The 22413-nt window shown below is 70.8% G+C and carries 21 protein-coding genes and 2 pseudogenes; 7 read left to right on the top strand and 16 right to left on the bottom strand.

Translation table 11 applies throughout. The features are described 5' to 3' along the window. Positions 1 to 24: 24 nt before the first annotated feature. On the top strand, positions 25 to 1464 hold the full coding sequence (locus tag QF034_RS13880) for an FHA domain-containing protein (RefSeq protein WP_307175243.1): 1440 nt from the start codon (positions 25 to 27) through the stop codon (positions 1462 to 1464). Between the two features lie 5 nt (positions 1465 to 1469). On the opposite strand, the gene QF034_RS13875 is transcribed toward QF034_RS13880, so the two are convergent. After that, positions 1470 to 2453: a methyltransferase domain-containing protein gene (locus QF034_RS13875; RefSeq protein ID WP_307175242.1), complete on the bottom strand. Its 984-nt coding sequence runs from the start codon at positions 2451 to 2453 to the stop codon at positions 1470 to 1472. Between the two features lie 66 nt (positions 2454 to 2519). Here QF034_RS13875 and QF034_RS13870 point away from each other — a divergent pair, with 66 nt between their 5' ends. After that, positions 2520 to 2933, top strand: a complete 414-nt coding sequence (locus QF034_RS13870; RefSeq protein WP_307175241.1) for a globin — start codon at positions 2520 to 2522, stop codon at positions 2931 to 2933. 33 nt (positions 2934 to 2966) lie between these two features. Here QF034_RS13870 and QF034_RS13865 read toward each other — a convergent pair whose 3' ends face one another. Genes QF034_RS13865 through ettA form a run of 3 tightly spaced genes read right to left on the bottom strand, consistent with a single transcriptional unit; the run spans position 2967 to position 5712 of the window. Beyond that, complete coding sequence (locus tag QF034_RS13865; protein ID WP_307175240.1) at positions 2967 to 3635, bottom strand: DUF8010 domain-containing protein; 669 nt, start codon at positions 3633 to 3635, stop codon at positions 2967 to 2969. Then, a complete protein-coding gene (locus QF034_RS13860) occupies positions 3632 to 4045 on the bottom strand; it encodes an acyl-CoA thioesterase (protein WP_243380696.1) in 414 nt (137 codons plus the stop codon). The genes QF034_RS13865 and QF034_RS13860 overlap by 4 nt, the downstream gene beginning before the upstream one ends. A gap of 2 nt (positions 4046 to 4047) precedes the next feature. Next, complete coding sequence (gene ettA / locus QF034_RS13855; RefSeq protein WP_307175239.1) at positions 4048 to 5712, bottom strand: energy-dependent translational throttle protein EttA; 1665 nt, start codon at positions 5710 to 5712, stop codon at positions 4048 to 4050. A 270-nt stretch (positions 5713 to 5982) separates the two neighbouring features. Here ettA and QF034_RS13850 point away from each other — a divergent pair, with 270 nt between their 5' ends. From QF034_RS13850 to QF034_RS13840, 3 genes are all read left to right on the top strand, one after another. Further along, positions 5983 to 6384, top strand: a complete 402-nt coding sequence (locus tag QF034_RS13850) for a DUF4234 domain-containing protein (protein ID WP_307175238.1) — start codon at positions 5983 to 5985, stop codon at positions 6382 to 6384. Between the two features lie 72 nt (positions 6385 to 6456). Next, the gene (locus tag QF034_RS13845; RefSeq protein ID WP_307175236.1) at positions 6457 to 7221 is read left to right on the top strand and encodes a hypothetical protein; all 765 of its coding nucleotides are present in this window, start codon (positions 6457 to 6459) and stop codon (positions 7219 to 7221) included. Positions 7222 to 7265: 44 nt separating this feature from the next. After that, positions 7266 to 8063 (top strand): DUF1963 domain-containing protein, encoded by a 798-nt coding sequence (locus QF034_RS13840; RefSeq protein ID WP_307175235.1) that lies wholly within the window; start codon positions 7266 to 7268, stop codon positions 8061 to 8063. 312 nt (positions 8064 to 8375) lie between these two features. Here the strand turns inward: QF034_RS13840 and QF034_RS13835 are convergent, their stop codons facing one another. The 8 genes from QF034_RS13835 to QF034_RS13800 all read right to left on the bottom strand — a co-directional run bounded on the left by QF034_RS13835 (position 8376) and on the right by QF034_RS13800 (position 16750). Continuing rightward, entirely contained in the window at positions 8376 to 8597 is a 222-nt protein-coding gene (locus tag QF034_RS13835; RefSeq protein ID WP_029181646.1) for a hypothetical protein, read from the bottom strand. 117 nt (positions 8598 to 8714) lie between these two features. Next, positions 8715 to 9686, bottom strand: coding sequence for an N-acetylglucosamine kinase (locus tag QF034_RS13830; RefSeq protein ID WP_307175234.1), 972 nt, complete (start codon positions 9684 to 9686; stop codon positions 8715 to 8717). After that, entirely contained in the window at positions 9677 to 10942 is a 1266-nt protein-coding gene (locus tag QF034_RS13825) for a 6-phospho-beta-glucosidase (RefSeq protein WP_307175233.1), read from the bottom strand. Before QF034_RS13825 ends, QF034_RS13830 begins: the two co-directional genes overlap by 10 nt. 4 nt (positions 10943 to 10946) lie before the next feature. Continuing rightward, complete coding sequence (locus tag QF034_RS13820) at positions 10947 to 11840, bottom strand: carbohydrate ABC transporter permease (RefSeq protein ID WP_307175232.1); 894 nt, start codon at positions 11838 to 11840, stop codon at positions 10947 to 10949. Continuing rightward, on the bottom strand, positions 11837 to 12781 hold the full coding sequence (locus QF034_RS13815; RefSeq protein ID WP_307175231.1) for a carbohydrate ABC transporter permease: 945 nt from the start codon (positions 12779 to 12781) through the stop codon (positions 11837 to 11839). Before QF034_RS13815 ends, QF034_RS13820 begins: the two co-directional genes overlap by 4 nt. Positions 12782 to 12802: 21 nt before the next feature. Then, positions 12803 to 14140: an ABC transporter substrate-binding protein gene (locus QF034_RS13810; RefSeq protein WP_307175230.1), complete on the bottom strand. Its 1338-nt coding sequence runs from the start codon at positions 14138 to 14140 to the stop codon at positions 12803 to 12805. 56 nt (positions 14141 to 14196) lie between these two features. Continuing rightward, positions 14197 to 15408: an ROK family transcriptional regulator gene (locus tag QF034_RS13805; protein ID WP_307175229.1), complete on the bottom strand. Its 1212-nt coding sequence runs from the start codon at positions 15406 to 15408 to the stop codon at positions 14197 to 14199. A 235-nt stretch (positions 15409 to 15643) separates the two neighbouring features. After that, entirely contained in the window at positions 15644 to 16750 is a 1107-nt protein-coding gene (locus tag QF034_RS13800; RefSeq protein WP_307179875.1) for a mechanosensitive ion channel family protein, read from the bottom strand. A gap of 319 nt (positions 16751 to 17069) precedes the next feature. Between QF034_RS13800 and QF034_RS13795 the strand changes: the two genes are divergently transcribed. Then, positions 17070 to 17606, top strand: a complete 537-nt coding sequence (locus QF034_RS13795; RefSeq protein ID WP_086560153.1) for an HNH endonuclease — start codon at positions 17070 to 17072, stop codon at positions 17604 to 17606. Positions 17607 to 17700: 94 nt separating this feature from the next. On the opposite strand, the gene QF034_RS13790 is transcribed toward QF034_RS13795, so the two are convergent. The 4 genes and pseudogenes from QF034_RS13790 to QF034_RS13775 all read right to left on the bottom strand — a co-directional run. Next, entirely contained in the window at positions 17701 to 19056 is a 1356-nt protein-coding gene (locus tag QF034_RS13790; protein WP_307175228.1) for an FtsX-like permease family protein, read from the bottom strand. Then, complete coding sequence (locus tag QF034_RS13785; RefSeq protein WP_307175227.1) at positions 19053 to 19739, bottom strand: ABC transporter ATP-binding protein; 687 nt, start codon at positions 19737 to 19739, stop codon at positions 19053 to 19055. The genes QF034_RS13790 and QF034_RS13785 overlap by 4 nt, the downstream gene beginning before the upstream one ends. Then, positions 19736 to 20269, bottom strand: coding sequence for a PadR family transcriptional regulator (locus QF034_RS13780; protein ID WP_307175226.1), 534 nt, complete (start codon positions 20267 to 20269; stop codon positions 19736 to 19738). The genes QF034_RS13785 and QF034_RS13780 overlap by 4 nt, the downstream gene beginning before the upstream one ends. A gap of 82 nt (positions 20270 to 20351) precedes the next feature. Then, positions 20352 to 20585 (bottom strand): annotated as a pseudogene (locus QF034_RS13775) (hypothetical protein); the annotation flags it as partial. Between the two features lie 198 nt (positions 20586 to 20783). Between QF034_RS13775 and QF034_RS13770 the strand changes: the two are divergent. Continuing rightward, positions 20784 to 22407, top strand: a pseudogene (locus QF034_RS13770) (IS200/IS605 family accessory protein TnpB-related protein); the annotation flags it as partial. Positions 22408 to 22413: the final 6 nt, after the last annotated feature.

Genomic DNA, 22413 nt, shown 5'->3' with positions numbered 1-22413 from the left:
GAATCGAAGGAGGGACGCGCCGACATGCCGACCTGCCCGAACGGACACCAGTCGGGTTCCGACGACTGGTGCGAGGTCTGCGGTCACCGCATGGCGGGTGCCGTGCCTCCGCCTCCTCCCCCGCCGCCCCCGCCCGGCGGCTACGGCTTCCCGCCCCCCGGCGGCCCGGGCGGTCCCGGTGGCCCGCCCGGTGGGCGTCCTCCGCACCTGTCCGCCGTGCCGAACGCCGAGCCGGAGCTCTGCCCGCAGTGCCGTACGCCGCGTGAGGGCGGCGCACCGTTCTGCGAGGAGTGCCGGTGGAACTTCCTGACGAACACGGCGACTTCGTACACGCCCGCCGCCCCGCCCCCGCCGGCGCCCGGCCCGGGCGTGCGCTTCCAGCCGCCGGGCCAGCCCGGTCAGTCCGGTCCTCCCGGCCCGCCCGGTCCTCCCGGCCCGTCTGGTCCGTCGTACGGCGGTGGTGACTCGTACGAGTACCAGGGCTCCCGCCCGTCGCAGGTGAACCGCCCGGCCGAGCCGATCCCGCCGTTCGGCAGCGACCCCTCGGGCCACCCGGGTCCCGGCGCCCCCGGCGGTCGTCCCGGTCCCGGCGGTCCTGGTGGCCCCGGTGGTCCTCCCGGCCCGCCCGGATTCGGCCCCGACCCCTCGCGGCCGGTCCCGCCTCCGCCCGGCCATGGGGGCCCCGGCGGTCCCGGTGGCCCCGGCGGCGCTCCGCAGGGCTTCCACCAGTCCGGCCCGCCTGCCCCGCCCGGGTTCCCGCAGGAGACCCAGCGTCCCCAGCAGGGCGGTCAGTCCTTCGGCGGCGGCGGTGACGACTGGGTGATCTCCCCGCCGTCGTCCACCGGCCCGGGCGGCGGCCCTGGCGGACCGGGTGGCCCTGGCGGTCCCGGCGGCGGTCAGGGCGGTGGCTACGGCTATCCGCAGCCCGGTGCCACCCAGGCCCCGCCCGGTCCCCCCGGCGGTCAGGGGGGCGGCTACGGTTACCCGCAGCCCGGTGCCACTCAGGCCCCGCCCGGCCCCGGCGGCTTCCCGCAGCAGCCCCAGGCTCCCCAGGGACCGGCGACGTGGACCGCGACCATCGGCCCGGACCGTGAGTACTTCATGGCGATGATGCAGCGCTCCGGCCCCGAGGCCGCGGGACTGAACCTGCCCGCGTACTCGCCCGAGCAGCAGCGCACGCTCACCGGCAACCAGATCACGATCGGCCGCCGCCGGCACTCCACCGGCGACACCCCCGACATCGATCTCTCGGTGCCGCCGGAGGACCCGGGCGTCTCGCACCAGCACGCGGTGCTGGTCCAGCAGCCCGACGGCAGCTGGGCGGTCGTCGACCAGAACTCGACGAACGGCACGACGGTCAACGGCTCGGAGGACCCGATCCAGCCGTTCGTCCCCGTGCCGCTCCAGGACGGCGACCGGGTGCACGTGGGCGCCTGGACGACGATCACGATCCGCCGCGGCTGAGCCTGTCACGACGGGAGGGGCCAGGCGTACGGCCCCTCCGGGTCGTCCAGCCAGGCCCACTCCCGGTCCCCGCGGACGGTGATGCCGTAGCGCTCGCGCTGCGGCCTGCCCTCCTGCTCCCACAGCGAGTGCGCCTCCTGCGGGTCGAGGGTGCCGCGGGTCAGAGCCAGCAGGAACCGGAACAGGTCGTCCTCCCTGGCCCGGCGCGGTACGCCGCCCAGCTGGAGCGGCTCGCCCCCGGGCCGGCTCCCGCCGCGCAGCGGCACGAAGTAGGCGGGCGTGTGCAGGAAACGCCCCTCGGCGTGGCCGGCGTCGGTCACCGTGAGCGCCATCAGGCCGGTGGCGAGCGGCATCAGGATCCGGCCACCGGGGCGGCTCTGGGCGAGCCAGGCGCGCGGCACGGTGCTGAGCGCGCAGGTGGCGATGATCCGGTCGAACGGCGCGCGCTCGGGCACGCCCCGGGCGCCGTCGCCGGTGACGACGACCGGGTGGTACCCGGCCGCGGCCAGGTGCCGGCGGGCCGACTCGGTGATCTCAGGGTCGAGATCGACGGTGGTGACCCGGTCGTCGCCCAGCCGGTGGGCGAGCAGCGCGGCGTTGTAGCCGGTGCCGGCGCCGATCTCCAGGACCGTGTTCCCGTCCTGCACGCGCAACGCGGCCAGCATGTCCGCCATCAGGGACGGCTGGCTGCTGGAGGAGAGCAGTTCGCCGTCGCGCAGCCGGGTCGCCAGCGGGGTGTCCTGGTAGGCGCCCCGTATCCACCGCTCGCGCGCCACGGGGTCGGGGCTCTCGCCCCACCGGCGTTCGTAGCCGCCGGCGACCCCGACGTAGTAGTACGGCACGAAGAGGTGACGCGGGACCGCCGCGAACGCCTCCCGCCATACCGGGTCGGCGGCCCAGGCTCCGTTCGCGTCGATCCGGCGCACCAGCGCCGCCCGTGCGGAGGCGGCGAGATCGTCCGGTTCCCTGTCGGGTGCATGCCCGCCCATACCCCCACAGTAAGGGCACCGGGGCCGGTCCTAGGCCTTGAGTCCTATGCCCCCGCGTCTGAGAGCATGGAGGGCGTGAGAGAGATTCGGCGCGGCACGCTTCAGGAGCAGACCTTCTACGAGCAGGTCGGCGGGGAGGAGACCTTCCGTCGGCTCGTCCACCGTTTCTACGAGGGAGTCGCCGAGGACCCGCTGCTGCGGCCCATGTACCCCGAGGAGGACCTGGGCCCGGCCGAGGAGCGCCTCACGCTCTTCCTCATCCAGTACTGGGGCGGCCCCACGACGTACAGCGACAACCGCGGCCACCCGCGCCTGCGCATGCGGCACGCGCCCTTCACGGTCGACCGTGCGGCGCACGACGCCTGGCTGAAGCACATGCGGGCCGCCGTCGAGGAACTCGGGCTCTCCGAGGAGCACGAGGAGACGCTGTGGAACTACATGACGTACGCGGCGGCCTCGATGGTGAACGCCCCGGGCTGACATCCGCGCAGACTCGCAGGGGCGTTGTGACCGTCAGCGGACGCTGACGTCCAGCGCCCCGAGCCCGGCCTGCCGTACGGCGACCGACCCGTACGGCGTGCGCAGCCTGAGCCACGCGCCCGACGAGAACAGGCCCAGCGTCACTCCGGGCCGCAGGAACCCCAGCGACTGTGCGGCGTGCACGGCCCGGACCGGGAGCCGGGTGTCGCCGACCGTACGGGACCAGATGTCCCGTCCGATCCCGTCCAGCTCGGCCCTCGTGCGCCGCTCGGCCGGCAACTCCCGCGTACGGGAGCGGAACTCGGCGACGGAGGCGGCCACGAGGGATCGCAGGGCGTCGGGCGCCGGCAGCCCCGGCTCGGCCCGCCAGCCGCCGCGCGGCGGCAGTACGCCCGCCCACGGCGGCCCGGTCACCGCGCCCGGCACGACGGCCGTGGCGCCCTTCTCGTCCACCGACTCCAGCAGCTCACCGGCGGACACGGTCACGTCCAGCGTGACGTCGAGCCCGTCCTCGTACGGCTTTGCCAGCCGCACCGCGCGCACGGCCAGCACCTCGAAGGACGGCGGCCGTCCGAACACGGCCAGGGCGGTGCCGGCCGCCTGGAGGCGCACCGCGGCCCCGCGGTCGTAGTGGAGCAGCCGCGAGAGGAAGGCCGCGAGGTCCGCAGCCTCCCCCTCGTCGGCGAGGTGGAGCACCGTCATGCGGCGACGGCCTCCTCCTCGTCGTCGTCCGTGTACTCCCGGAGGAACTCCCGTTCCTCCGAGGTGAGCCGGCGCGGGCGCTGTGCCTCGAAGTCGAACGGCACGATCACCGTCGAGGCCCGGACGTAGACCACGTCGTCGTCCTTCACCTCGTAGGTGAGGGTGAAGGACGCCGCCCTGATCTCCGTGACCCACAGCTCGATGTCCACCGGGTGGTGCCGGTGGACGAGCTGCCGCTTGTAGTCGATCTCATGGCGTGCCACCACGGACCCCTGCTTGAAGTCCTTCTCCGGACGGAACAGGAAGTCGATACGGGCCTCCTCCAGATAGCGGAGGAACACCACGTTGTTGACGTGGCCGTACGCGTCCATGTCCGCCCAGCGCAGCGGGCAGCGGTAGATGTGCCGCAAGATCAGCCCCGGGTCAGCTTCTTGTAGGTGGCGCGGTGCGGACGCGCGGCGTCCGGGCCGAGCCGCTCGATCTTGTTCTTCTCGTACGACTCGAAGTTGCCCTCGAACCAGAACCACTTGGACTCGCCCTCGTAGGCGAGGATGTGCGTGGCGACCCGGTCCAGGAACCACCGGTCGTGGGAGACGACCACGGCCGCACCCGGGAACTCCAGCAGCGCGTTCTCCAGGCTGGAGAGGGTCTCGACGTCCAGGTCGTTGGTCGGCTCGTCGAGGAGCAGCAGGTTGCCGCCCTGCTTGAGGGTGAGCGCGAGGTTCAGGCGGTTGCGCTCACCGCCGGAGAGCACACCGGCCGGCTTCTGCTGGTCCGGCCCCTTGAACCCGAAGGCGGAGACGTACGCGCGCGAGGGCATCTCGACCTGGCCCACGTTGATGTAGTCCAGCTCGTCGGAGACGACCGCCCACAGCGTCTTCTTGGGGTCGATGTTCTCGCGGCTCTGGTCGACGTACGAGATCTTGACCGTGTCGCCGACCTTGATCTCGCCCGAGTCGGGCTCCTCGATGCCCTGGATCATCTTGAACAGCGTCGTCTTGCCGGCGCCGTTCGGGCCGATGATGCCGACGATGCCGTTGCGCGGCAGCGTGAAGCTGAGGTCGTCGATGAGCAGCTTCTCGCCGAAGCCCTTGGTGAGGTTGTTGACCTCGACGACGACGTTGCCCAGGCGCGGGCCCGGCGGGATCTGGATCTCCTCGAAGTCCAGCTTCCGCATCTTGTCGGCCTCGGCGGCCATCTCCTCGTAGCGGGCGAGACGCGCCTTGGACTTGGCCTGCCGCCCCTTGGCGTTCGACCGCACCCACTCGAGCTCTTCCTTGAGGCGCTTCTGCCGCTTGGCGTCCTTCTGGCCCTCGACCTTGAGGCGGGCGGCCTTGGTCTCCAGGTACTTGGAGTAGTTGCCCTCGTAGGGGTAGAGGCGACCGCGGTCGACCTCGCAGATCCACTGGGCGACGTTGTCGAGGAAGTACCGGTCGTGGGTGACCGCCACGACGGTGCCCGGGTACTTGGCCAGGTGCTGCTCCAGCCAGTTCACGGACTCGGCGTCGAGGTGGTTGGTGGGCTCGTCGAGCAGCAGCAGGTCGGGCTGCTCCAGCAGCAGCTTGCACAGCGCGACGCGGCGGCGCTCACCGCCGGACAGGTTGACGACGGGCCAGTCGCCGGGCGGGCAGCCCAGGGCGTCCATGGCCTGCTCCAGCTGGGCGTCGAGGTCCCACGCGTTGGCGTGGTCGAGGTCCTCCTGGAGCTTGCCCATCTCGTCCATGAGCTCGTCGGTGTAGTCGGTCGCCATCTGCTCGGCGATCTCGTTGAACCGGTCGAGCTTGCCCTTGATCCCGGCGACACCCTCCTGGACGTTCTCCAGAACGGTCTTCTCCTCGTTCAGAGGGGGCTCCTGGAGCAGGATGCCGACCGTGTAGCCGGGGGTGAGGAAGGCGTCGCCGTTGGACGGCTGCTCGATCCCGGCCATGATCTTGAGGATGGTCGACTTGCCGGCGCCGTTCGGGCCGACGACGCCGATCTTCGCTCCCGGGTAGAAGCTGGTCGTCACGTCGTCGAGGATCACCTTGTCGCCGTGCGCCTTACGCGCCTTGCGCATGGTGTAAATGAACTCAGCCAAGAGAAACCGTCCGGCAGCTTGAATACGGCAGTGGGCAGATACACCCCATCTTGCCGTACCGCCACCCCTGGGTGGAAACGCGTCTGGTCAGAGGGCTCTGACCTGCGGTTTCGTGGTCGACAGCGGAGGCGCGCCGACCCGTCTCGGTCGCCGTCGGCCGGCCCGGGGCGCCCTCGCGCGGCCCGGAGACGGCCCGGCCCGAGGGCCCCGGGTCTCACCACGCGCGGGTGGCGGCTGATCGTGATGCACTGGATTCATGGGAGGTGCGTCATGTCAGGTCGCGCTGGAAAAACCCGCAACATATTTCTTGTTTGGCTGATCTGGCCGCTGATCACGCTGGGCATCTACCATCTGGTCTGGTATTACAAAGTGAATCGCGAAGCCCAGGACTTCGATCACCGAATCGAGGTCAATCCGGTGATGGCTCTCCTGGCTCTTGCCGTCGGCTGGCTGCTGATCATTCCCCCCTTCGTGTCGGTCTACAACACCGGTCTGCGCATTGCCCGCATGCAGCAGTCGGCCGGGATGGAGCGGAGCTGCAATCCCTGGATCGGCCTCATCCTTTTCATCGTGGCCGGCCTCTACCCGCTCTACTACCAGCACGAGCTGAACCAGATCTGGGCTCACTACCAGGTCCCGGAAGAGGGCGAGCAGGTGCCTCTTGCGGCCTGATACGGGGACCGCGTAGCGTGGCGATCTTCGCTCGGCGGAAGTCGTACGGAGTCCTCGAAGGCCGGGCACACCATGCATCTCGCCCCTCATTCCGCACGCCGCCGCCTCGGCGCCGCCCTGGAGAACCTTTCCGTCACTTTCCGCGGCATGACCGCGCATCCGGACGAGGCCAACTGCGCATGCCACTGGGGCAGCCCTGAGGAGCTTTCCCTTCTGAAAACACCGGACGTGGAACTGGAGCCGGACCTTCTGCGCCGGACCTGGCAGGCCATCGACTGGACCGATCACGCTGCCGTGCTGCGCCGCATACTGCCGCAGTTCGCCACGGTCCTGGTCGCCGGTCGCGCGGAGCCGCTGTTCGGGCTGGAAGAGGCCGGATACTCGTTCGCCCGCGGCTGCTGGCAACAATGGCCCGACGAACAGGCCGAGTCGGTACGCGAATTCCTGCATGCCTGGTGGGTGCAGAGCCTCACCGACCCCAATGCGGTCGTCCCGGCACACCAGGTCTTCGTGGCGTGCGCCGAGGCGTCCGGAACGCTCGGCCCTTGGCTCGCCGACTGGGAAGAGCAGACCGAGCACCTCAGTGACCGGCGTCTCATCGAGGCGGCCGCGGAATGGGAGTGCGAGCTTTTGAGGGACGCTCTGCCGTGGAGCGTCGGCTGGTACGAGCACGACGAGGAGGAGCTGCGCGCCGAACTGGTCGCCTGGCTCCTGGGCCACGCAGCGACGCGGCTCCGCGAGGCGGGCGCACCGGCGGATCTGCAGCACCGGATACGGCTGCTCGGACTCACCGGCGAGGATCGCTGGACGGATCCGCACTGGCCCGGCTACCGCTGACTGAAGGCTGGCCGAGGCCGAGCGGCGGTTGAGAAGATCCCGGCATGCAGTTCGATGATCCTGCCGGCTTGAGCCGGGTATGCGCGGAACGGCTCGGTGAGAAGACCGGCCGGCAGTTTGCCGCCATGGCCCGCCGCGGCTTTCGACTCGTCCAATCGACGGGAAGTGTCCAGGCCACCGGTCGATGCCGGCTCGGTGGGCCTGCCCTCCTGGAACCGGAGACCCCCTGGCCCGAACACAGTGGGGTTCCCTTGTCCCTGCACGCCGTACTGGACACCGATGCCCTCGCCGCATGGCTGGGCGATGAACTGCCCATACGGCCTGGTCTGCTCAACTTCTTCTATCTCGATCCGGACCTGCCGTACGAGGAGTACCGCAAGCTGGACATGTACGGAGCCGGGGTGTGCCGCGTGATTCCCGCAGACCCGGCACGGGCCGTCGAGACGACCGCACCCGAACCAGCACGAAGCTACCCCGCGATGCCCGTCCACGCGGCTGAGGTGACCATGCTCCCGGACTGCTGGGACGTCGAGGACACGGACCTGGAGTTCGACAGGGAGCAGCACTGGGGAGCGCCATCGCTCATTCTCAGCGAGATGGGAGATCTCGACGGGAACACCGCCGGCAGTCACTGCGCCTTCGGCTGGCCGGACACCTCGCACACGCTCCAGGTGTCGTCCCGCGACGACGACGGCTCGGCTGTCCATCTGCTCCAGCTCGCCGAGGACACCGAACTCGGATGGGGCTGGGGGGACGCCGGAACGCTGTATTTCACGATCCCGGTCAAGGCACTCGCGACCGGCGACTTCCGCGAGGCAGTGGCACAGGTCCTCTGCGGCTGACTGGTCCGAGCCCGCCGCAAACAGCCCCTCATCGGCAAGGAAACAGCTGGTGAGGGGCGGTTTCGTGCCCTCTCTGGGGCAAGTTTGGTGTCAGTGCCGGTCGCCGTTGAGGGGCTCCGGTGCTGTCGCGCCGTCGTCCTCTCCGAAGTCCGGGGCCTGGAAGGGGTTCGTGGTGGGAGGCGGCGAGGTCGTGGCCGTGCTCCGGGGTGCCCCTTCCGGGGCGGAGAAGAGCGAGGTCAGATCGATGGGAGGTCTCCTTCTGGTGCCAAGCCCCCGGAGGGACCTGGTGTGCCGTGACCGGGCACAGCGATGTCAGAGCTTGGTCATCTTGGCGTACGGGCTCAGGATCCGATGCTGGGCCGAGCCGAAATCCACGAGGACCGCGATTCCGTCCTCGATGCCGATGACCCGGCCGAGGCCGTACATGTCGTGTGTGACCTGGTCGCCCACAGCGAAGTGCTTGGGAGCTGGAATGACCGGGGCCCTGAAGGGGCTGGTGGGCAGATGGCGCTTCGGTGCAGCAGGCTTTGTCATTGCCCCTAGTATGCGCCCTCGCGTGTTCGGGCGCCTTCGTCTGTCCATCTCCGCTGTCCCGCAGGGCTCCGGCCGGTCCCGTGAGCCGGCCTCTCTCACGTCCCGTGGTACGCCCCCTCACGCCCCGAAGTGCGCCCGCAACCGCTCCTGTGCCCCCTTGTCGGCTGCCACCGTGTCCAGCCCCAGCAGCGCCGCCCCGAGGACGGGGCCGGCCGTGACGACCTGCGGGGTCGCCTTGGGCGCTCGGTCGGACAGCACCTCGGCGATCCTGCCGTCCAGCTGGGCGTGCCGGGCGGCCAGGACCCCGCCGCCCAGGAGGACGGGCGTCGGTTCGTCCAGGAGGTCCAGGCGGGTCAGGGCGACCACGGCCATCGCGACCACCTCGTCCGCCTGCCGTTCGACGATCGTGCGGGCGACCGGGTCGCCGTCCGCCGCGGTGGCGAAGAGGACCGGCGTCAGCTCGTGGCGCCGGGATTGTTCTACGGCGCCCAGGTGCAGCGCCTCGATGAGGGCGTACATCGACGGCAGGCCGAAGTGGGCCGGGAGGGTGTGGGCCAGGGCCGTGTGACGCCCACGGCCGTCCTCCGCGCGCGCCGCGTGCCACAGGGCCTCCTCGGACAGGCCCCAGCCGCCGCCCCAGTCGCCCGAGACCCTGCCGAGTGCCGGGAAGCGGGCCGTGCGGCCGTCGGGGCGCATGCCGACGCAGTTGATGCCCGCGCCGCAGACGACCGCGACACCCCGGGGTTCCGTCACACCGGCCCGGAGGATGGCGAAGGTGTCGTTCCGGACCGTCACCGTCGTGCCCCAGCCGCGCGCCTGCAGCGCTGCCGCCAACTGGTCCTCCTCGACCGGGAAGTCGGCGTTGGCGAGGCAGGCCGAGACGTGGTCGACGGTGGTGAGTCCGGCGGTGGACAGGGCCTGGGTGACCGTGTGGGTGAGAGTGGTCATCGCCGTGTCCAGGCCGACCGCGGGCGGGCGGAAGCCGCCGCCGCGTGCCGTGGACAGGACCTCTCCGTCCGAACTCACGATCGCGACGTCCGTCTTGCTGTTGCCGGCGTCGATGGCGAGGACACGTGCGGTCAGGCCCACGCGAGGTGCTCCCGGTTGTGTGCGATCAGTCGGTCGGTGAGCGTCTCGGCGTACTCGTACTGGCCGATGAGGGGGTGGGCGAGGAGGGCCCGGAAGACGCGGGCCCGGCCGCCGTGCAGAGCCGCCTCCAAGGCCAGGTCCTCGTACGTCGTCACGTTGGCCATCAGGCCCGCGTAGAGGGGGTCCACGGACGGGACCGGGAGGGGGGTGGCTCCCTGCGGGCCCACCGCCGCCTGGACCTCGATGACCGCGTCGTCGGGGAGGAACGGGAGCGTGCCCCGGTTGTACGTGTTCACCACCTGGTAGGGCGTGCCGCCGCCGCCCAGCAGGGCCGCCGCCAGGTCCACCGCCGCCTCCGAGTAGTAGGCGCCGCCCCGTTTGGCGAGCAGGGCCGGCTTCTCGTCCAGGGACGGGTCGGCGTACATGGTGAGCAATTCGCGTTCCATGGCGGCCACTTCGGCCGCGCGGGAGGGCTTCGCCCCGAGTTCGCGTACGACCTCGTCGTGCGCGTAGTAGTAGCGCAGGTAGTACGACGGGACCACGCCCAGGCGGTCGAAGAGCGGGCGGGGCAGGCGCAGGTCCGCCGCGATCGTGTCGCCGTGGTCGGTCAGCAGTTTGGGCAGGACGTCCTCGCCTTCCGGGCCGCCGAGGCGTACTCCCGTTTCCCAGGTGAGGTGATTGAGACCCACGTGGTCCAGATGGACGTCCGGGGGCTCGACGCCCAGCAGGCCCGCGAACTTGCGCTGGAGGCCGATCGCCACGTTGCACAGGCCCACCGCCCTGTGGCCCGCCCGGAGCAGGGCGCGGGTCACGATGCCGACCGGGTTCGTGAAATCGATGATCCAGGCGTGGGGGTTCGTGCGGCGTACCCGGTCCGCGATGTCCAGGACCACCGGGACCGTGCGCAGGGCCTTCGCCAGGCCGCCGGCGCCGGTCGTCTCCTGGCCCACGCAGCCGCACTCCAGGGGCCAGGTCTCGTCCTGCTCGCGGGCCGCCTGGCCGCCGACGCGGAGTTGCAGGAGTACCGCGTCCGCGCCCTCGACCGCCCGGTCGAGGTCGCTCGTGGTGGTGATGCGGCCGGGGTGGCCCTGGCGGGCGAAGATGCGGCGGGCGAGGCCGCCCACCAGGTCCAGGCGGTCCTGCGCCGGGTCCATCAGGACCAGTTCCTCCACGGGCAGGGTGTCCCTCAGGCGGGCGAAACCGTCCACGAGTTCGGGGGTGTAGGTCGAGCCTCCGCCGACCACGGTGAGTTTCATGTGTCTAACCCTTTACTCCTGTGAGCGTGACTCCCTCTACAAACGCCTTCTGGGCGAAGAAGAACACGAGGATCACGGGGGCCATCACCAGCACGGTGGCGGCCATGGTGAGGTTCCAGTCGGTGTGGTGGGCGCCCTTGAACGACTCCAGGCCGTAGGAGAGGGTCCACGTGCCCGGGCTTTCCGAGGCGTAGATCTGGGGTCCGAAGTAGTCGTTCCACGCGTAGAAGAACTGGAAGAGGGCCACTGCGGCGATGCCCGGTTTCGCCATCGGGAGCACGACCTTGAGCAGTGTGCGCAGGTCGCCGCAGCCGTCCACCCTGGCCGCGTCCAGGTACTCGTCGGGGATCGTGGTGAGGAACTGGCGCAGCAGGAAGATGGAGAACGCGTCGCCGAACGCCATGGGGATGATCAGCGGCCAGAGCGTGCCGGACAGGTCGAGCTGCTTCGCCCAGAACAGGTACATCGGGATGATGATCACCTGGGGCGGCAGCATCATCATCGAGATGACCAGCATCAGGGCCAGGTTGCGGCCCCGGAAGCGGAACTTCGCGAGGGCGTAGGCCACCGGGATCGAGGAGACCACCGTGAGCACCGTGCCCAGGACCGCGTAGAACAGGGTGTTCCGCCACCAGGTGAGGAAGCCGGGGGTGTCGAAGACCTTGCGGTAGTTGTCCCATTCCCAGGTGTGCGGGATCAGGTCGCGGCTGAGCGCCTGGCTGTCGCTCATGAGCGAGGTGAGGAAGACGAAGAGGAAAGGGAGGGTGAAGAAGAGGGCCGCCGCGACGCCCAGGGAGTGGATCGCGATCCATTCGAGGAACGCCCTGCGGTGGGCCGTGCGCTGCGCGGGAGAAGGGGCTGCCTTCAACTCCAGGGGATTGTCCAGTAGTTGGGTCATCGGTCACCTGTCTGGATCAGACCGCCCTTGCGGCGCATCAGGAGTGCGGTGAAGGCCATGGAGAGGGCGAAGAGGACCAGGGCGACCACGCAGGCGGAGCCGTAGTCGAAGCGCTGGAAGCCCAGGTTGTAGACGAGTTGGGGGAGGGTGAGGGTCGACTTGTCCGGGTAGCCGGGCTCGAACTGGGTGCCCGCGCCCTGGATCACGCCCGAGGCGACCTTTCCGGCGATCAGCGGCTGTGTGTAGTACTGCATGGTCTGGATCACGCCGGTGACGACCGCGAACATGACGATCGGGGAGATGTTCGGCAGCGTGACGTAGCGGAAGCGCTGCCAGGGTGTCGCGCCGTCCAGTTCGGCCGCCTCGTACTGCTCCTTCGGTACGTCCAGCAGCGCGGCCATGAAGATGACCATCAGGTCGCCGATGCCCCACAGGGCCAGGAGGGTGAGGGCCGGCTTCGACCAGGCGGGGTCGTTGAACCAGCCGGGGGCGGGGAGTCCGGCCTTTTCCAGGATCGAGTCGACCGGGCCCGTGCCGGGGTTGAGGAGGAAGGCGAAGGCCATGGTGGCCGCCACGGGCGGGGCCAGGTACGGCAGGTAGAAGAGGGTGCGGAAGACACCCGTAGCCGTCTTGATCTTGGTGATCAGCAGGCCCACGCCCAGGCCGAAGGCGACCCGGAGCGTGACCATGACGAGGACCAGCCACAGGGTGTTGCGCAGGGCGGGCCAGAAGAACGGGTAGTGCTCGAAGACGTACGTCCAGTTCTTCGTGCCCGACCACGTCGGCGGCTTGAAGCCGTCGTAGTGCATGAAGGAGAAGTAGACGGTGGAGAGCAGGGGGTAGGCGAAGAAGACCGAGAAGCCGATCAGCCAGGGGGAGAGGAAGGCGAGGGTGCGCAGCGTCGAGCGGCGGTGTTTCGCGCGCAGGGTGTACGTGCTCACGGTGTTCACGGTTTTCATGGCCTACTTCGCCTGCGCGATGTCCGTGTCGATCTGCTGGGCCGTCTTCTTCAGGCCGGCCTTGAGGTCGGTGGCCTTGCCGCTCTCGTAGTCGTAGCCGAACTCCTGGATCGTGGTGAGGTAGACGCCGCCGTTGACGGAGGCGGGGGCCGTGGTGGAGTCCGGGTTGGCGGCGATGTCGAGGAACGTCTTGAAGCGCGGGTCGTACTTCAGCTTCGGGGACTTCAGGGCCGCGAGCGTGGAGGGCACGTTGTGGATGGCGTTGGAGAAGTTCACCACCGCGTCCGTGTCGGTGGTCATGTACTTCACCAGCTCCCAGGCCGCGTTCTGCTTGGTGCTGGTCGCCGCGATGCCGGCGATGGTGCCGGTGATGTAGCCCTTGCCGTACTGGTCGGCCTGGTCGTCGGGGACGGGCAGCGGGGCCACGCCGATCTCGAACTTCGGCTTGGTGTCCAGGGCCATGCCCAGGCGCCACTCGCCGTCGAGCTGCATGGCGACCTGGCCGGTGTGGAAGGGGTGCTTGGGGCCCCACTCGTCACCGAGCCTGGAGCGGTAGGTCTCGAGCTTGCGATAGCCGCCGAGTGCGTCGACCAGCTTCTTCTGGACCGTGAAGGCCTGTGCGAAGGCCGGGTCCTTGGCGACGTTCGACTTTCCGTCCTTGTCGAAGTACGTGGGGGAGAACTGGCCGAGGTAGTGCTCGGTGGTGGTCTCCCAGCCGTGGTAGTCCGGCATGAAGCCGAGCTGCTTGTAGGAGTCGCCCTGGGGGGTCGTCAGCTTCTTGGCGACCTTCTCGAACTCGGACCAGGTCTTCGGCGGGCCGGTGATGCCGGCCTTCTCGAACGCGGTCTTGTTGTAGTAGAGGCCGTACGCGTCGCCGAGGAGGGGGACCGCGCAGCGGTCTCCGTCGAACTGGGTGTACTCGTTCATCGCCTTCGGGAAGGTCGTCTCCGGGTCGATGCCCGACTTCTCGAAGAACGGGTTCAGGTCCACCAGGGCGCCGGAGGAGCAGAACCTCCCGACGCTGTTCGTGGTGAACGACGAGATCACGTCCGGGGCCTTGCCGCCGCCGGTGCGCAGGGCCTGGTTGATCTTGTCGTCGGTCATGTTGCCGACGACGTTCACATGGATCTTGGGGTGCGTCTTCTCGAAGCCGGCGACCAGGTCCTTGACGGCCTTCACCTCGGAGGGCGCGCTCCAGGCGTGCCAGAAGTTGAGGGTCGTCTCCTGGGAGGCGTCGTCGGAGGCGCCGGAGTCCGCCTGGCCCGTACAGGCCGTGGCGAGGAGGGCGAGGGAGGCGGAGGCGGCGAGGGCGATGGCTGCTTTTCTGGATATTCCGGGCATGGCAGAGCTCCCTGAGGTACGGGGGAAGAAGGGAAATACCGGGGAGGGGGGTGGGGTCAGCGGGAGGTGTCGAAGACCTCGTCGCGCGTGGTCGCGAGCGCGCTCTCCAGCGCGCCGCGCAGCACGGGGTGTTCACGGACGTCGCCCACGACCAGGCGTGGGCGGGACGCGGCCAGTTCCTCCAGCTCGGCCTGGACGAGGGCGCGCAGCGTCTCGCCGCCCGAGGTGAGGGAGGCGCCGCTCAGCACGACGAGCTCGGGGTCGAGGACCGAGACCAGGGAGGCCAGACCGGTGGCCAGCCGGGTCGCGTAGGTCCGCAGGAGGTGGCGGTGCGGTTCGTCGTCGGTCTCCGCGGCCCGGGCCAGCAGGTGTGCGGCGGCCTCGGCGTACGGGCCCGCGGGGATGTCCTCGATGCCGAGTTCGCGGGCCAGCCCGGGGACGGCCTGGGAACCGGCCAGCTCCTGGTAGCCGCCGCTGTTGGCCTTGGCGACCTGGCGGACCAGGGGCGTGCCCGGCACCGGCAGGAAGCCGACCTCGCCGGCGCCGCCGGTCCAGCCGCGGTGCAGCCGGCCGCCCAGCACCAGGGCGGCGCCCAGGCCCTCCTGGTTCCACAGCAACACGAAGTCCGTGTGGTCCCGGGCCGCGCCGAGGCGCTGTTCGGCGAGCGCGACCAGGTTGACGTCGTTCTCGTACTCGAACGGCATCGGCAGGGCGGCGGCGAGCTCCTCCAGCAGGGTGGGGGAGTGCCAGCCGGGGAGGTGGGAGGCGTAGCGCAGGCGGCCCGTGGTGGGGTCGAAGGCGCCGGGGGTGCCGATGACGAGCCGGTGGATGTCGCCCCGGGCCAGGCCCGCCGCCTTCACCGCGCCGTCCAGGGCGTCGGTGACCTGCTGGACGACGGGGATCCCGGTGCGCCTGCCGGGGGTGGGCAGCTCGTGGCGGCCGACCGTACGGCCGGTGATGTCGGCGACCGCGGCGAGGATCCGCTGAGGGGTGACGTCGAGTCCGGCGGCGTACCCGGCCGCCGGGTTGACCTCGTAGAGCTGGGCGTTCGGGCCCGGCCGGCCTTCGGTGGTGCCGGTGGCCAGGACGAGGCCCGCGGCCTCCAGGCGGGCCAGGAGCTGGGAGGCGGTCGGCTTGGACAGGCCGGTGAGCTTGCCGATCCGGGTGCGGGACAGCTGCCCGTGCTCCAGCAGCAGGTCCAGGGCGGCCCGGTCGTTCATGGCGCGCAGGACGCGCGGGGTGCCCGGCGTGCCGGCGGTTCCTGCCATGCCTGTCCACCTGCCCTTCGGCTGCTCAGCTTCTCAGTGATCAGGCGGGGAAGTCCATCGGCCGACCTGCGTCTGATCACTGTTAGGAAAGTTTCCTATCGGTGGGGAGGAAGGTAAGCCCGGCGCCGCGCGGGCGTCAATAGGGGACGGTCCAGGCAACACAGTCGTTACTCGGGCATGCGAAAGGGCGGCACCCGGAAGGCCCGGGTGCCGCCCTCTTCGTGCGGCGGGACGGTTACTTCGTGGTGCTCGTCGGCGGTGCGACGGGCGTGAGCGGGGACGCCGCCGCCGACTGCGGGGACGACGAGTTCGCGTACACCGACGGGGCCGCGATTCCCTCCGTCGGGTCGGTGGAGCCGTCCTCCGCGGGGGCCGTGGCGCCGCCGACGATCTGGATGTCCGCCGCATCGAACGCCCGCTTGACGCGCCAGCGCAGCTCGCGCTCCACGGCCAGGGACTTGCCCGGCATCGTCTTGGCCGAGACGCGCACGACCATGGAGTCCAGCAGGACGCTGTCCAGGCCGAGGACCTCGATCGGGCTCCACAGCAGCTCGTTCCAGGGCTCCTCGGCGTTCATCTTCTCGGCCACCTCGTCCAGGGTGGCCTTCACCTTGTCCAGGTCCTCGCCGGCGTGGACCGTGACGTCGACGTTGGCCGTCGCCCAGCCCTGCGACAGGTTGCCGATCCGCTTGACCTCGCCGTTGCGGACGTACCAGATCTCGCCGCCGTCGCCGCGCAGCTTGGTCACGCGCAGACCCACCTCGATCACCTCGCCGGAGGCGACGCCCGCGTCGATCGTGTCGCCGACGCCGTACTGGTCCTCCAGGATCATGAAGACGCCCGAGAGGAAGTCCGTGACCAGGTTGCGCGCACCGAAGCCGATCGCCACACCGGCCACACCGGCGGACGCCAGCAGCGGGGCCAGATTGATGTTGAACGCGGAGAGGATCATCAGGGCCGCGGTGCCCATGATCAGAAAGCTGGCCACCGAGCGCAGTACCGAGCCGATCGCCTGCGATCGCTGGCGACGGCGCTCGACGTTGACCAGCAGCCCGCCGAGCCCCGAGCCGTCCACGGACTGGCCGGACCGGTTCATGCGATCGATCAGCTTGGTGATCGCGCGCCGGACGACGACCCTCAGTACCGCCGCCACCACCACGATGAGCAGGACCCGCAGGCCGACCGCGAGCCACGTCGACCAGTTCTGCTCGACCCAGCCGGCGGCGTTCGTCGCGCTCTCCTGGGCGTCCTGGAACGAGGGCACTCTCGGGGTCTCCGACTCCGAGGGGGTCGGGGACGGCGACGGGCCGGCGGCCGGCAGGACGGCGTCCGCAAGGGACAAGGACACGGCAGGTACCTCCAGGTGCAGCGGTCTGCCCCGGCGCGGTGGTTCAGGGGGGTCAAGGTCACGACTGGGTCACCGAAGGGGCAGAACCACCACACTAACGGGGCATTGTGTGTGCTCCCGCGGGATGTGTGAAGGAGAGACCGTGCTCACCTGGGCTTGAACAGGCCATGATCCGGGGGATGAATGAGGTGTGGTCGAAAACACTCCCAGCCCGTTACGGGGACATGGTGGCGCTTTCACCAGGCATGAGGGGAGACTGGCTACGAATCGTCCCGGCGCGAGCCACGCGCCGCCGGCGTCCAAGGAGGCATCCGTGCCGCACGTCCTGGTCCTCAACGCGTCGTACGAGCCGCTAGGTGTCGTACCGCTCCGCCGCGCGCTCGTCCTCGTCCTCGAGAACAAGGCCGTCTGTCTCGAGGAGTCCGGCGCCTATCTGCACAGCGCGACCGTCACAGTCCCCGCACCCAGCGTGGTCCGGCTCAAGCGATTCGTCCGGGTCCCCTATCGGGGGCCCGTTCCACTGACCCGCCGGGCGCTGTTCGCCCGTGACGGGGGCCGGTGCATGTACTGCGGTGGCGTCGCAACCAGCGTCGACCACGTCATCCCGCGCAGCCGCGGGGGCAAGCACGTCTGGGACAACGTGGTGGCGTCCTGCCGCCGCTGCAACCACGTGAAGGCCGACCGTCACCTCTTCGAGATCGGCTGGCGGCTGCGCCACAAACCCGCTCCGCCCTCCGGCCTGGCCTGGCGCATCATCGGGACCGGCCATAGGGACCCGCGCTGGCTGCCGTACTTGCAGCCGTACGGCGCGGACGACGCCATGGCCCGGATCGACGGCATTTCCGCCTGACGAGGATCCGGGCTTTCGTATTGCCGCCTGCGGCCGGCCGACCGGCCCGGGGAACCCCCGTTCCCCCGGGCCGGCCCGTCATGAGGCGGGGCGCTCACGCGTACCGCAGTTCCCCCGGGCGTACCGACCGGCGCAGCAGGGGCAGTGAGGTGGCCGCGGCCAGCAGGCAGGCGGCGTAGACGGCGACCGGCATCAGGGTGATCGCCCAGGGCACCGGCCGGCCGGAGAGCACGGCGTACCCGGTGCCGATGGTCATCCCGCCCAGGCCCGAGAGCAGCACGGCGGGGGCGAGCGGCAGCGCGGTCTCCAGCAGCAGGGCCCGGCCGAGCACCGTGTGCGGCACCCCGGCGGCGGCCTGCGCGGCCAGGCCCCGGCGGCGGGTGGCCAGGGACTCGGCGGTGCCGACGGCGAGGCCGGACAGGGTGATCGCGAAGGCGATGGCGATCGCGGCGCCGGTGAGGTCGAGGCCGGTGGTGTAGTAGGACGCGCGCTCGGCGAGGTACCACGTGCTGCGCACCTCGTCGCTCAGCACCTGCCGGATGCCCAGGAAGCCGGTGCCCACGACCGTGACCAGCAGCACCGCCGCATGGGTGCGGGCGGCCGACCAGGGGTCGTCGCGCAGCCGTTCCGCCGCGATCAGCGTCGCCGCCGACCGGGCCCGGGGCGCGAGGATCCGCCCGGTCGCCTTCGCGGTGGCCCCGGAGAGCCACACCGCGCCCGCGCCGACCACGAGGACCACGCCCATCATCGTCAGCGGCACCCTGCCGTTCGGCCGGTTGGGGGCGGCCGTGGACGTGGTGACCACGGCCAGCAGCGCCAGCACCGCGACGAGCAGCACTCCGGCCAGGAACAGCAGCCCGGGCCCCCGTCCGCCGCGCGGCCCGACCCGGCGGACCCAGCCGAGCGGGGAGGCCACGACCCGGCGCAGCGCCAGTGCGCCCGCCGCCGCGCCCAGCACCGGTACGGCCACGGCGACCAGGGCGATCCCCACCCAGGCCAGGGCGGTCGGCCGGTCCCACTGGCGCAGCAGGAGCAGCACCGAGAGGACGGTGGCGGCCGCCGAGCCCAGCAGACAGGCCAGGCCGGTCTCCAGCGCGGCGATCCGCCGGACCTGCCAGGGCGTCGCCCCGGCCAGCCGCAGCCCGGCCAGCCGCCGGTCGCGGTGCACGGCGCCGATCCGGGCGCACTGGCCGAGGAAGCCCAGCACGGGCACGAGCAGGAGCAGCAGGCCGACGATCACGCCGGACCGCGTGCCGGGCTCGTCCAGCAGGCCCGCGGCGACGGGCACCTGGTGGCCACCCCGCAGGGAGGCCAGGGCGACGGCGGCCAGCGCGAACCCCGTCGCGAGCGCGGCGCCCGTCACCGTCAGCGCGACCCGCCACCACTCGCCTCGGTCGGAACCACGGGTGAGCTCCCAGGCGAGACGCAGATCGGAACGCAGGGAGTTCACGCCGTCACCCCCAGCGGCGCCACGACGCCGTCCCGCAGCTGGACCTCACGGTCCGCGTACGCCGCCACCTGGGCGTCGTGCGTGATCAGCAGGACCGCCGTGCCCGACTCGCGGGCCGTGGTGACCAGGGCCGTCATGACCCGCTCGCCGGAGAGCGAGTCCAGGGCCCCCGTCGGCTCGTCGGCGAAGACCACCCTCGGGCCGGTGACCAGGGCCCGGGCCAGCGCGGTGCGCTGGGCCTGGCCGCCGCTCATCTCGCCCGGCCGCAGGTCCTGCTGCCCCCGCACGCCGAACCGCTCCAGCCACTCACCGGCCAGGGCCCGGGCCCGGGCGCGGTCGGTGCCGGCCAGCAGCAGCGGCAGGGCGACGTTGTCCAGGGCCGTCAGCTCGGGGATGAGCTGCCCGAACTGGAACACCACGCCGAACTCGGTCCGCCGCAGCTCGCTCAGCCGCTGCTCGGGCAGGTCCGCCAGGCGCCGGCCGTCGTACGTCACCGAGCCCTCGTCGGGCCGGACGATCCCGGCCAGGCAGTGCAGCAGCGTCGACTTCCCGCTGCCGCTCGCGCCGGTCACGGCGAGGATCTCACCGGCGTGCAGCTCGACCGACGCCCCGCGCAGGGCGGGTGTCCTGCCGTGCGCCTTGGTGAGGCCACTGGCCGTGAGAAGAGGCACGGGTCTGTTCATGCTGCGTCGACCTCCGCGGTCAGGGTGGTGAGCCGGGCCGCCGTGGTGCTCATCCAGCGGAGGTCGGCGTCGAGGTGGTTGAGGGCGTAGTCCGCCGAGAGCACGGTCGCCAGATCCGCGCCCTGCGCGGCCTTGAGGGCCGTGAGCTCCCGCATCCGCTCCATGTGGGCGGCGCGCTGGGCACTCAGATACCCGGCCGGGTCACCGCCCGAGAGGATCGCGACGACGACCCTGGCGAAGATCTCGTTCGCCACGAAGGGCGCGGGCGGGGCGATCTCCCCGGCCCAGCGGGACAGTTCGCGTGCCCCCTCGTCCGTGGCGCGGTACATCGTCCGCTCCGGGCCGCCGTCCGAGTCGGTGCCCTCGATCTCGGCGAGGCCGTCCCGGACGAGGCGCTGCAGGGTCGTGTAGACCTGCCCGTAGGCCAGCGGGCGGGCCTGCGGGAAGCGTTCGTCGTGGCGTCGCTTGAGGTCGTAGCCGTGGCTCGGACCCGTGGCGAGCAGGCCCAGCAGGATGTGGCGGGTGCTCATGCCGATCATTATGTACTCAGTACATGTACTGAGTGAATAGTGGGCGCCGATTCATTTTCCGCCCCCGGACCCGGGGATGGGTTCAGTCCGTGACGGCGTACGCCTCCACCGACCACAGTGAGTACCCGTACGGCGTGGCCCGCTTCTCGCCCTGCACCCGCACGAAGCGCACGTCGCGCTCGTCCATGCGGACGCTCTTCCGGCCGCCCCGGCCGCCCCGGCCGCCCCGGCCGCCCCGGCCGCCCCGGCCGTCCCGGACGGCCGCCGCCGTGCGCCAGCGGCGGCCGTCCGGAGAGACCTGGACGAGGTACGCCGAGCGGTTGTGAACTGCTGGCGCTGGGCTGAGTGCGAGCGCGTATGGGTGAGCGGGAGTGAGTGCTGGTGGCCTGTTGAGGTCTTCCGCGGCTGGGGAATGGAGGTTCGTATGTCGAATGCGTGACCTGTGCGGGTGTGGCTCGTTGAGTGCGGTGATCGGGTTTTCGGCAGCGTGGTGGCGGGTGTGGGGGTGGGTGGGATGCGTCAGGTGGAGGCGTCGTTCGTGGTGCCCGGCCCTTCGGGGGTGGCCGTCCGGGACCGGCTGAGGGTGTCGGCAACGGATGTGGCGGTGCTGTGTGAGGTCGGGCTCTTCCTCGGTTCGCTGGCCTCGGGGGATCTCGCAGTGCGTTCCCGGCAGGGTCTGGCCCATGATGCCGGGTCGTGGGCGGTGCGCAAGCGGGAGCTGACGGGGTGTTCGTCGGCGCGGTGGGCGGGCAGCATCACCAAGGCCACGCATGATCAGTGGGCGCTGGCGCGGCGTGGCCGGCAGGCGGAGATGGCGTGGCTGCGCGGTCAGATCGCCGCGATCGAGCCGCGGCTGGCCCGTCCGCTGGGTGCCAAGGCGAACAAACGCGAGGGGCTGGTGCGGGGCTATGGGTCGCGGGCCGAGTGGCATGCCAAGTCCCGCCGCCTGCACACACTGAAGGCCCGGCTGGCTGGGGTGGAGGCGGACTGGGCGGCGGGCCGGGTCCATGTGGTGCGGGGCGGCAAACACCTCGCGCACCTGCGCCACCACCTGGATGAGGCCGGGCTGGACGAGAATGGGTGGCGCCAGCGGTGGCGGGCGGCGCGGGTGTTCCTGTCCGCCGACGGTGAGTCCGGCAAACGCTTCGGCAACGAAACCATCCGTATCACCGACACCGGACAGCTCTCGATCAAGCTCCCGGCGGCTCTGGCGCACCTGGCCAACGCACCGCACGGCCGGTACGTCCTGGACGCGCGCGTGGCGTTCCAGCACCGTGGGCAGGAGTGGCTGGACCGGATCAGCACCAACCGGGCGGTGGCTTACCGCATCCACCACGACCCCGTCCGGGGCCGCTGGTATGTGACCGCGGCCTGGCAACGAGCCCCCGCCCCCCTCCTGTCCTTGGAGGGGGCCCTGGCCCGGGGTGTGGTCGCCGTGGACATGAACGACGACCACCTCGCCGCGTGGCGGCTGGATGTGCACGGCAACCCGGTCGGCGAGCCCCAACGGTTCTTCTACGACCTGTCCGGCACCACCACACAGCATCGGGACGCGCAGATCCGGCACGCACTGACCCGCCTGCTGCACCACGCGCGCCGTAGCGGAGTCGCCGCGATCGCGATCGAGGACCTCGACTTCACCGACAACACCAGCCGGGAGAAGCACGGCCACAACAGCGTTTCCGCCGTCTGATCTCCCGCTTCCCCACCGCGAAGCTGAAGCGCGACTGGTGTCGATGGCCACCGAGCAGAACCTGTCCATCGTCGCGGTGGATCCGGCCTATACCTCGCAGTGGGGTGCCCAGCACTGGCAGCAGCCGCTGACAACCCCCACCCGTGAAGTGTCCCGGCACGATGCGGCAAGCATCGCGATCGGGCGACGCGCCCTCGGGCATCCGATCCGGCGACGGACGGCACCGCCCCGTAACGACCAGAGCGATCGTTACGGGCATCGGACCCTCCAGGCCCGACCGGACACCCGTGGGCGTGAGGAAACCCGCCCCCGCATTCCCGGACCACGCACCAGATGCGTGCCGCCCGGCAGCGGAGCGAAAGCGGGCGACCAGCGTGCCCAACACCGTTCGGAGCACGCGACTGAGCAGCAGCAGTCCTGGCAACAGGACTCACTCCCGCTCAGTTATCAG

This window comes from Streptomyces africanus (genome assembly GCF_030816955.1).
Classification (GTDB): Bacteria; Actinomycetota; Actinomycetes; order Streptomycetales; family Streptomycetaceae; genus Streptomyces; species Streptomyces africanus.
Note: the sequence above shows the minus strand (reverse complement) of the source record. Positions and strands in the feature narration are given on the sequence as shown.

Excerpts from the sequence above, each read along its gene's own strand:
- QF034_RS13865 (WP_307175240.1), bottom strand. The coding sequence starts at position 3,635 with ATGACGGTGCTCCACCTCGCCGACGAGGGGGAGGCTGCGGACCTCGCG.
- QF034_RS13820 (WP_307175232.1), bottom strand. The coding sequence starts at position 11,840 with ATGACCCAACTACTGGACAATCCCCTGGAGTTGAAGGCAGCCCCTTCT.
- QF034_RS13835 (WP_029181646.1), bottom strand. The coding sequence starts at position 8,597 with ATGACAAAGCCTGCTGCACCGAAGCGCCATCTGCCCACCAGCCCCTTC.
- QF034_RS13825 (WP_307175233.1), bottom strand. The coding sequence starts at position 10,942 with ATGAAACTCACCGTGGTCGGCGGAGGCTCGACCTACACCCCCGAACTC.
- QF034_RS13810 (WP_307175230.1), bottom strand. The coding sequence starts at position 14,140 with ATGCCCGGAATATCCAGAAAAGCAGCCATCGCCCTCGCCGCCTCCGCC.
- QF034_RS13780 (WP_307175226.1), bottom strand. The coding sequence starts at position 20,269 with ATGAGCACCCGCCACATCCTGCTGGGCCTGCTCGCCACGGGTCCGAGC.
- QF034_RS13845 (WP_307175236.1), top strand. The coding sequence starts at position 6,457 with ATGCATCTCGCCCCTCATTCCGCACGCCGCCGCCTCGGCGCCGCCCTG.
- QF034_RS13875 (WP_307175242.1), bottom strand. The coding sequence starts at position 2,453 with ATGGGCGGGCATGCACCCGACAGGGAACCGGACGATCTCGCCGCCTCC.
- QF034_RS13805 (WP_307175229.1), bottom strand. The coding sequence starts at position 15,408 with ATGGCAGGAACCGCCGGCACGCCGGGCACCCCGCGCGTCCTGCGCGCC.
- QF034_RS13870 (WP_307175241.1), top strand. The coding sequence starts at position 2,520 with ATGGAGGGCGTGAGAGAGATTCGGCGCGGCACGCTTCAGGAGCAGACC.
- QF034_RS13880 (WP_307175243.1), top strand. The coding sequence starts at position 25 with ATGCCGACCTGCCCGAACGGACACCAGTCGGGTTCCGACGACTGGTGC.
- QF034_RS13850 (WP_307175238.1), top strand. The coding sequence starts at position 5,983 with ATGTCAGGTCGCGCTGGAAAAACCCGCAACATATTTCTTGTTTGGCTG.
- QF034_RS13785 (WP_307175227.1), bottom strand. The coding sequence starts at position 19,739 with ATGAACAGACCCGTGCCTCTTCTCACGGCCAGTGGCCTCACCAAGGCG.
- QF034_RS13840 (WP_307175235.1), top strand. The coding sequence starts at position 7,266 with ATGCAGTTCGATGATCCTGCCGGCTTGAGCCGGGTATGCGCGGAACGG.